This is a genomic window from Nitrobacter sp. 62-13, from assembly GCF_001896955.1.
Classification (GTDB): Bacteria; Pseudomonadota; Alphaproteobacteria; order Rhizobiales; family Xanthobacteraceae; genus Nitrobacter.
In genome coordinates, this window is sequence record NZ_MKRN01000182.1 from 1 (window position 1) to 8,717 (window position 8,717).

The 8,717-nt window shown below is 60.2% G+C and carries 8 protein-coding genes and 1 pseudogene; 1 reads left to right on the forward strand and 8 read right to left on the reverse strand.

Going from position 1 to position 8,717, the window contains the following annotated elements; all coding sequences use genetic code 11:
- Window positions 1-151: 151 nt before the first annotated feature.
- Window positions 152-358 (reverse strand): hypothetical protein, encoded by a 207-nt coding sequence (locus BGN91_RS13435; RefSeq protein ID WP_292613912.1) that lies wholly within the window; start codon window positions 356-358, stop codon window positions 152-154.
- 45 nt (window positions 359-403) lie between these two features.
- Window positions 404-574, reverse strand: coding sequence for a hypothetical protein (locus BGN91_RS13440; RefSeq protein WP_292613914.1), 171 nt, complete (start codon window positions 572-574; stop codon window positions 404-406).
- 314 nt (window positions 575-888) lie between these two features.
- On the opposite strand from BGN91_RS13440, the gene BGN91_RS13445 reads away from it, so the two are divergent.
- A complete protein-coding gene (locus BGN91_RS13445) occupies window positions 889-2,805 on the forward strand; it encodes an ABC transporter ATP-binding protein/permease (protein ID WP_292613916.1) in 1,917 nt (638 codons plus the stop codon).
- A 134-nt stretch (window positions 2,806-2,939) separates the two neighbouring features.
- On the opposite strand, the gene xth is transcribed toward BGN91_RS13445, so the two are convergent.
- The 6 genes and pseudogenes from xth to BGN91_RS13475 all read right to left on the reverse strand — a co-directional run bounded on the left by xth (window position 2,940) and on the right by BGN91_RS13475 (window position 8,151).
- Window positions 2,940-3,743: an exodeoxyribonuclease III gene (gene xth, locus BGN91_RS13450; RefSeq protein WP_292613917.1), complete on the reverse strand. Its 804-nt coding sequence runs from the start codon at window positions 3,741-3,743 to the stop codon at window positions 2,940-2,942.
- Window positions 3,740-4,729: a non-homologous end-joining DNA ligase gene (gene ligD / locus BGN91_RS13455; RefSeq protein ID WP_292613965.1), complete on the reverse strand. Its 990-nt coding sequence runs from the start codon at window positions 4,727-4,729 to the stop codon at window positions 3,740-3,742. The genes xth and ligD (BGN91_RS13455) overlap by 4 nt, the downstream gene beginning before the upstream one ends.
- Before the next feature lie 9 nt (window positions 4,730-4,738).
- Window positions 4,739-5,640, reverse strand: a pseudogene (ligD, locus tag BGN91_RS13460) (non-homologous end-joining DNA ligase); the annotation flags it as partial.
- A gap of 69 nt (window positions 5,641-5,709) precedes the next feature.
- Window positions 5,710-5,895 (reverse strand): DUF3606 domain-containing protein, encoded by a 186-nt coding sequence (locus BGN91_RS13465; protein ID WP_292613919.1) that lies wholly within the window; start codon window positions 5,893-5,895, stop codon window positions 5,710-5,712.
- Window positions 5,896-6,497: 602 nt separating this feature from the next.
- Window positions 6,498-6,725: a hypothetical protein gene (locus BGN91_RS13470; protein WP_292613921.1), complete on the reverse strand. Its 228-nt coding sequence runs from the start codon at window positions 6,723-6,725 to the stop codon at window positions 6,498-6,500.
- A gap of 37 nt (window positions 6,726-6,762) precedes the next feature.
- The gene (locus tag BGN91_RS13475) at window positions 6,763-8,151 is read right to left on the reverse strand and encodes a DUF2130 domain-containing protein (protein ID WP_292613923.1); all 1,389 of its coding nucleotides are present in this window, start codon (window positions 8,149-8,151) and stop codon (window positions 6,763-6,765) included.
- Between the last annotated feature and the right edge of the window lie 566 nt (window positions 8,152-8,717).

Here is an 8,717-nt window from a genome sequence, read left to right on the forward strand (position 1 = left end):
GGCAGCGCAACAGCCAATCTATAGGGGGTCAATTTTGGACGCCGATCCCCCGGCTTACGGGGTCAATATTGCAGGCCGAATGACAGTCCGCCTCAGGCGCTGGATGATCGCATTGGCTTGTGCTCCGGGCACCATCCGCGCGTTGATGTCGTCAATCCACGCCGCCCTTGTTGATGGCAACCGCATAGAAGCCCAACAGCGGATGCGCCCAGCTGGGGGATACCCACGATGAGCTGTCATCGTTCGTTATCTCAGGGCTGTCCTTGACGTGGTCGATGTAGAGCGTGCCGGCGAACTGCACCGTGCCGTTGACGTACAGCGCCTTGGCCGCCTGGTTGTAGACGAACGTGCTCGGCATATTGCGGTACTCGAGCCGCTTATCGAAAGGAACCTGCTTGCAGTACTAGATGGCGTTCGCGCCGTCGAAGAGCTTGATAGGCCTATCGCCGTAGAAAGGGCTGAGGCGGGCGATGCCTGAAAGGTCGATAGCCGTCTGCCATGTATTGCCTGCCACGACAGTCGCGCTCGTGTCGGTGTAGCGCAGGAGCATCCACGGCCTGAGCTGCTCCACCATTGCCTTGACGAGGTTGATGAACTGGAAGAGGACGCTCGACCCTATGGAGGCGCCGCCGTTTAGTCTTCGCAGAATGTATCAAGCTCAGTGCCGGTCCTGCCGCAATGGTATCGCGGCAGAGAGCTGATCTGGTTCATAGGCGCATTCCAAAGATCACCTATTGCTAGCATCGCGATTTGGTAAGTATGGGGCCAACGAGCATGTCAAGCAAAGTGGCGACGAGCTGGACTTCTTTTGTGTTCCGGATCGTGGTCTATAGCGGTACTTCCGCTGCTCAAGATATTGACGTCGCCGATTAACCGAGAACGTGAGCCATGCCGAAGCCGCCAATTGTTGACGTTGTTGCGGAGACAGGACAAGCAGTCGAACCCCCACCACCGGAAATCCTAGAACCGGACACGGATCTCTCGCCGGAGGATATTGAGCAGGCACGCAGGGATTATCTGCTCACGCGATTCTGGATGAGCGCTAAAGGCTTTTGGGGTGCCAACGGCGGCAAGCTGGCATGGGTGCTTTCTGTTGGCCTTATCGCCTTGATTATCACAAACGTCGCGTTCCAGTATGCCATCAATGTCTGGAACCGCGCGATCTTTGACGCCATCGAGACGCGTGACTCCGCCGCGGTTTTTTATCTAACGGGGGTATTCTTCCCGCTCGCAATGGGCAGTGTGGCGCTCGGCGTGTTTCAGGTGTTCGCACGCATGGGCATCCAGCGGCGCTGGCGCGCGTGGCTGACCGATGCAGTGGTATCGCGGTGGCTAACCAACGGCCGCTACTACCAACTTAATCTAGTCAGCGGCGACCACGAAAACCCGGAATATCGCATCGCCGAGGATCTGCGGGTTGCCACTGACGCGCCGGTGGATTTCGCCTCCGGCGTGATAGCCGCATTCCTTTCGGCGGCAACCTTTATCGTGGTGCTCTGGAACATTGGTGGCGCGCTGACTCTGACGGCAGGCGAGTCGACATTTACTATTCCCGGGTTCCTGGTGGTGGCCGCGGTTATCTATGCCGGAGTTACCAGCGGTTCGATGGTCTACATCGGCCGCCACTTTGTCGCGGTCTCAGAGAGTAAAAACCAGGCCGAAGCCGAATATCGCTACGCGCTGACGCGCGTTCGCGAGAACGGCGAAAGCATAGCTCTGTTGGGTGGCGAGGAGGAAGAGCGCAACGGAATCAACAAAACATTCGCCAGCGTAATCAAGCAATGGGCACTTCTCTGCGGTCAGCACATGCGCACCACCGTTGTATCGCAGGGATCGAGCCTGATTGCTCCAGTCATCCCACTCTTACTATGCGCGCCGAAATTCCTCGATGGCAGCATGACTTTGGGACATGTGATGCAGGCGGCGTCGGCCTTCACCATCGTGCAGAGTGCGTTCGGCTGGCTTGTCGATAATTATCCGCGTTTGGCTGACTGGAATGCTTGCGCGCGGCGGATCGCGTCGCTGATGATGTCGATCGACGGGCTGGATCGCGCCGAGCGCGGTGACGGCGCCGGCCGCATCCAGCGCGGCGAGACCGAGGGAGACGCGATCCTTAGGCTTACCGACTTGTCCGTGACGCTCGACGACGGCACTGCCGTGGTAGGAGAAGCGGAAGTGACCATTGACACGGGCGAACGCGTGCTGGTGGCGGGGGAGTCCGGTACCGGCAAAAGCACTCTGGTGCGCGCTATTGCCGGCCTGTGGCCTTGGGGTGGCGGCAGCGTTAACTTCCATCCGAACCGTCGGTTGTTCATGCTCCCTCAAAAGCCGTACGTGCCTTTTGGAACGCTACGTCGTGCTGCCGCCTACCCCGCGGGTGCGGCAGACTGGACTCTCGGAGAAATTGGCGCTGCTCTGGACAAAGTGGGACTTGGTCACCTCAAAGATCGACTGCAGGAAGAGGGGCCCTGGGACCAAACGCTGTCGGGGGGAGAAAAGCAGCGCCTCGCTTTCGCCAGGCTATTTTTGCATAACCCCGATATTATCGTGCTGGACGAAGCAACATCCGCGCTCGACGCAACGAGCCAGGACCAGATGATGGACCTTCTCAATAAGGAGCTTCCTAATGCCACCGTCGTCAGCGTGGCACATCGGGTCGAACTCGAAGCCTTTCATACTCGAAAGATCGTTCTGGAGCGACGCAAGGGTGGCGCGAAGCTCGTGAGCGATATTGACCTCATTCAGCCAAAAGGAAAACGCCGCTTGCTAGGTCGTTTCCTGCGCCAGCGCAAGACATCGCCTTGAGACGTTCACTTTCCGGGTCGGGATGGTGCTACACTTACCGCATACCGCCACGGAAGCGCCGACGACACGCCGGCACTGGCAGGAACTGGTTAAAAAGCCGAGCTCGTTGCTCCATCGGAAGCAGCCGCTGTGCGCTACAAAGAAGTGCTCGTGCGGGCGCTTCGCTTGTCCTTCAGTTCAACCCAGACAGGCGCGTGGTCGCTCGTCTTCGCCCAGCCCCGGACTTTGGCGTCGACATGCGCGTCCGCGAGTTTCGTGGCCAGCTCCGGACTGAGGAGAAGGTGGTCGATGCGCAAGCCGGCGTTGCGTGCGTAGGCGTTACGAAAATAATCCCAAAACGTATAGATCCGCTCGCCCGGGTGAAGGGCGCGCAAGGCGTCCGTCCAACCTTGCTTCAGGAGCCGGAAATAGGCTGCGCGCGCCTCGGGTGCGAACAGCGCGTCGTCGAGCCAGCGCTCGGGCTTATAGACATCGATGTCGGTCGGCATAACGTTGAAGTCGCCGGCGAGCACGACGGGCTTGCCCGACTGCAAGAGCTCCGCAGCGTGGTCGATCAGCCTGTCGAACCAGCGCAGCTTGTAGTCGAATTTCGGGCCGGGCTTGGGATTGCCGTTGGGCAGGTAGAGGCCGCCGAAGAGAATGCCGTTGATCGCGGCCTCGATGTACCGACTGTGCGTGTCGTGGGGATCGCCTGGAAGGCCGCGCCTGGTCTCCTCGATCGGGCCGAGGCGGCTCAAGATGGCCACGCCATTCCAACTCTTCTGCCCGTGCCAGATCGCATCGTAGCCGAGATCGCGGATTGCTTTTTCGGGGAACTTGTCTTGCGGCGCCTTCAACTCCTGCAGGCAAACAATGTCGGGCTGCGATGCCTCGAGCCAGCGCAGCAGGACCGGCAGCCTGCCGTTCACGCCGTTGACGTTGTAGGTTGCGACCTTCACGGCTGTTGCAGGTCCGGCAGGGCCTGGTCGGCGCGACCCCAGCCTGCGAGGGCTTTGGACGCGGCGCGCTTCGAAAGCTCGCCAGCATCGCCGACGCGGAAGTGGGAGGGCTTGTCGATCGTCTTCATCTCCCGCCACGTGATCGGCGCGGCGACAGGCGCTCCCGCGCGCGAGCGCGCGCTATAGGGCATGACGGCGGTCGCGCCGCGCTGGTTGCGGAGGTAGTCGACGAAGATCCGGCCCTTGCGCCGCGCCTTCGAGAGCGCTGCGGTGAAGTGCTCCGGGTCGCTCTGCGCGACCGCCTCCGCGAGACGATGCGCGAAATCCTTCACTTGCGGCCATTCGGCTTTTGGCGTGAGCGGCGCGATGACGTGCACGCCCTTGCCTCCGGTCAGCATCGGGAAGGTCTCAAGCCCGATCGACTTGAGAATGTCCCTGAACTGGAATGCAGCGTGCCGCACGGCCTCGAAGGCGAGGCCTTCGTCGGGGTCGAGATCGAAGATCAACCGGTCGGCCTTCTCGACGTCCTCGATGCGCGCGCCCCAACCGTGGAATTCGATCGTCCCCATTTGCACGCAGGTCATCAATCCATCGGCGTCGTCGACATACAGATACGGCTCCTCGTGGCCGTCCCTCTCGACAATGCCGACGTGGTGGACCGCGTCGCCGAAGGCGCCTGCGTCGTGCTTCTGGAAGAAACACTTTTTGGCGCGGCCTTGCGGGCACCGAACAAGGCTGATAGGCCGGCTGCCGACCCACTGCAGCATGATCGGGCTCACCGCAGCGTAGTAGTCGGCGAGCTGGCCCTTGGTGATGTTCGATTCGGGGTAGACCACGCGGTCGCGGTTGCTGATCGCGACGTTGCTCTTGGCAGGCGCCGGGAGGTCGGCCGCGTGATGCTCGGACTCGATCACGACGGCTTCCGGCCTCTTGTCCTCACGCAGGCCGAGGTAGCTGGGATGCCTGAGCGTGCCGTCCTTAGTCATCTCCGTGTAGGCGATCTCGGCCACGAGCTCGGGGCGGAGCCAGTGCGCGCCCCGGACTTCTCCGTGCGGCGCGCCGGAACGGTCGCGGACTTCTGCTCGAGCGGAGCCATGATCTTCATCAGCCGGCCCAGCTCGGCCGTGTCGAAGCCGGTCCCGACCTTTCCGGCGTAGCGCAATTTGCCGCCGTCGTGGATGGCCAGAACCAGGGAGCGGAACGCGCGCCGTTTGTCCGACGGCATCCACCCGGCGACCACGAACTCCTGGCGCTTGATGCACTTGGTCTTGACCCAGCTGCCGGAGCGCGCGCCAACGTATTTCGATTTCCCCAGCTTCGAGACGACGCCCTCCAGCCCCGCTGCACAGAAGCGTTCCAGCAACTTCTCGCCGCTACCCTCGATGTGGTCAGAGTAGCGGATATGCTGAGCCTGAGTGAGGAGAACAGCCTTCAAACGTGCCTTGCGCTCGAGAAGCGGCAGACGCGCGAGGTTCTCCCCATTCACCTCGAGGAGATCGAAAGCGAAATAGTCGATCGTCGCCGGCGCTGCCTTGAGGGCGTTCTGCAGCGCCTGGAAGTTTGACCGGCCTTTCGCGTCGAGCACCACTGTCTCCCCATCTATCAGCGCCGATTTGACGCGGAGCTTTCTTGCTTCCGCAACAATTCCGGGGAAGCGGTCGGACCAGTCGAGCCCTGAACGCGTGTAGCAGCGCCCCTCTCCGCCCCCGACGGCGAGGAGCGTGCGGTAGCCGTCGTACTTCATTTCATGAATCCAGCCCGCACCCGCCGGGATGGCGTCAACTAGGGTGGCGAGCTGAACAGGCCGAAACGGAGGCGGCGCATATGCCTTAGCGTTTCTTCCGCTTTGAACCGGCTCCATGACGCGGGACTTCTTCTTCGTTGCTATACGCACCATTCGTCCGATCGGCCTTCTTCCCGAATTTGCGATTTGTGAGCGCCCTCGGTATCGTTTCGAAAGGTGCAGTTACTTCGAAAGCTTTCGAGCCGCGGCGTCCAGTCGTTCGCGGTCGTTGCCGATCTGCTTGATCAGGCCCTCAGCCTGTTCTTTCGTGATGCCGTGCTTTCGCGCGAAGTACTCGACCTCGTAGTCCTCGCCGCCTGCCACGCGCTCCCGGTCCGCTGCACCGCGTTTCGATCTGTCGTCAGACATCATGCTCCTCCGTATCCAGCTAACTTTTTGAAGCCTCCGAAGTTTCACCATGACTGTCGATTGCAAGTCGGCGGCGCTCGGCGAAGTGGCCGAGCAGTGCGCGTTCTCGGCGTCAGGCAAGGACCAGGGCAGATTTGGTATGCGCACCTGATAGGAAGCCCGGGACTCCGCGACAAGATATCAGCCGGCGCAAGCGATTTCGTCTATTTCGTGAAACCCGCGCCGACACCGTGATCCCACGGATGGACTAGGTAGGCGCGATCGAGAAAATGGCTCACGGCCCATGAGCGGTGGGTGCTCCCGTTCTGAGATGAACGCCAACTCCTCGTGCTTCCGGCAACCGCTGCCCCCTCGACCATCGCAGGAAACCCCTCCCGGCGCCGCCTTCCGAGCACCGGACCGGGCATTGCCGTCGAACCGGTCCTCGGCAACGATGCGTCCCTGGCGGATGACGATGCGCCGGCGTAGGCGTGAACCTCAACCGGCCGTCCGACGGCAATGGCCGCGGTCGAATATTTGTTAGCATCGGGTAAATAGACCAGCTGGTTGTCGTGCCCCGTTGATTAGCGCGTCGAAATCGTCTTCGGTAAGCGCGGGATGGCTCAGCAGGGTCCAGCGACGGGCTGGATCGCATGCCAGTATTCCTCGACCAGATCGGCAGTCTTTTGGGTCGTATGGCTGGAGGCGATCGAACTCCTTGTCTCGGTGCCTTCCAACTCGACGTAGCTGCCCGGCAACCGCCGGCTTGCCGTGCTGCCGCAAACCGGCATGGCCAGGAGGCTGGTCGCGTTGGCGCGATCCACGCGCCAGCCACAGTCGCACGCGGTCACGTAAGACGCCCCGATTTCACTCGGCGACTTCTACGGCCTAGTTCTTAAGTTCCGCGAATTTCGCTGCCATCGTCGGATTGGACCGAGTCAGCTTCTTAATTGTTACGTCTTGAGCCTTGTCGTTCGCAAGGCGTAAGTTTCGATCGGCTCCTATCAAGGCGTCCTTCGTCTTCTGGAGATGATCGATGGACTTGTCGATCTCATTGATCGCCGTTTGGTAGTGCCTCGAGGCTAGGTCGTAGTTCTTGGCAAAACCGCTCTTGAAGGTCTCAAGCTGATTTTCGAACTGGGTGATGTCGATGTTTTGCGCCTTAACGAGCGCCAGCTCCGTCTTGTATTTCAAAGAGTTTGTAGCCGCGTTCCGAAGAAGCGCAATGATCGGCAAGAAGAACTGCGGCCGGATGACGTACATCTTCGGATAGCGGTGAAAGACGTCGACGATACCGGCGTTGTAGAGTTCGTTGTCAGGTTCGAGCATCGAGACCAGGACCGCATACTCGCAGCCCTTCTCGGTGCGATCCCGGTCGAGCTCCTTGAGGAAGTCCTCGTTTTTGCTCTTCGTGACGGCTTTATCGCTTTCGTTCTTCATCTCGAACATAATGGAGATGATCTCGGTGCCGGCCTCGTCCGACTCTCGAAAGATGTAGTCGCCCTTGCTGCCGGTCCGCGCGTCGTTGTCCTTTTCGAAGTACGCCCGCGAGAAGGCCATCGAGCGCACCCGGTTGAACTCGGTCTCGCAATGCTGTTCCAGAGTCTCACCGACCATCTTGGTCGAGAGCCGGGCCTTCATATCCTTAAGGCGCTCGATCGCGTTATCGCGATCCTTAATCTGCGTTTCGTACTTGTCCTTGAGCGACTGTTCAGCTAGCTGCCTTTCGAGCTGGACCTGCTTGATGCAGTTTTTCAGCTCGTCGCGCTCTCTTTCAACGGTGCCGACCGCCTCTGTCACGGCGAACTTCTTTTCGAGCTCGACGGCCTGGAGCTTGGCCTTCAGCTCCCGGATCTCCTCTGTCTTGGCGGAAGTGACATTATGCAGCTCGTTGGTTAAAACTGCTTCAGCAAGCTCGGAGGCAGCTTTCTTCTCGCGTTCAGCTTGAGTCAGTGCATTCGCAAGCGTGTCACGCTCTTTCTCCACCGCAGCAAGGGCCTCGGTAACCGCGAGCTTCTGGGTGACCTCGCTCGCCTCAAGCCTGGACTTCAGTTCCTGGATTTCGGCATCTTTGGCGGCCGCGGTCATCTGCAAATCGCTGCTCACCTTGGCCTTGGCCAATTCCACAGCGCTCTGTTTTTCCCGCTCGGCCAATTCCAGCCGCTCGTGCAGCTGTTTTTCAAAGTCGCTGTCACGGACCTGCTTCAGGATCTCCGCATATCCGGATTCGTCGACCTTGAAGGCCCTGTTACAGTGGGGACAGATGATCTCGTGCATGTTCCTGTCCAAAGGTTTCGATCGGCTGCTGATATCCAAGCTTCTTGCTAGCCGAGAGCGGCCCTCCGCTCAATTAACAACAAAATTAGAAACATGGCCGTTCGGGCGGTCAAGCTAGACGGAGCGGTTTTGCGCAATTTGCTTTAGCAATCCCCGCCTTTTCACGTTCCAACACAGCATTCGATTGTAAAATTGAAAATGCGATTGGCCGACTACGCCGGCCCACTTGTCCCCGCTCCTCAGAAGGTGCCCAAGCGTGCCTATCCACCGCCGAAACGGACGAGCGGCTTGCTTGCTCCGTACATATCAAACGTTTTGGAGAGCATCAGACCCAGAGCCGCGATGTGCTGGCGCCCGCTTACGCTGCCACCATTCACAGAAGAACAGGGCTCGGAATATCCGGCCGTTGTAATCCCGGTATTCACCGGCAGGTGCAGAGCACAATGCGGGGCGCCCTGCATATTCCTCGTGGGTCAGTATCACGGGGTGCGCGGCATCGCCGGACGGCTGATGCGACTGGCAGACGGCACGCTTCCGTGACGCTGGATCAATCCGGACAAGGCGCT

Coding starts and splice junctions, on each gene's coding strand:
- BGN91_RS13435 (WP_292613912.1), bottom strand. CDS start 358: ATGCCGAGCACGTTCGTCTACAACCAGGCGGCCAAGGCGCTGTACGTC.
- BGN91_RS13440 (WP_292613914.1), bottom strand. CDS start 574: ATGGTGGAGCAGCTCAGGCCGTGGATGCTCCTGCGCTACACCGACACG.
- BGN91_RS13445 (WP_292613916.1), top strand. CDS start 889: ATGCCGAAGCCGCCAATTGTTGACGTTGTTGCGGAGACAGGACAAGCA.
- ligD (WP_292613965.1), bottom strand. CDS start 4,729: ATGACTAAGGACGGCACGCTCAGGCATCCCAGCTACCTCGGCCTGCGT.
- BGN91_RS13465 (WP_292613919.1), bottom strand. CDS start 5,895: ATGTCTGACGACAGATCGAAACGCGGTGCAGCGGACCGGGAGCGCGTG.
- BGN91_RS13475 (WP_292613923.1), bottom strand. CDS start 8,151: ATGCACGAGATCATCTGTCCCCACTGTAACAGGGCCTTCAAGGTCGAC.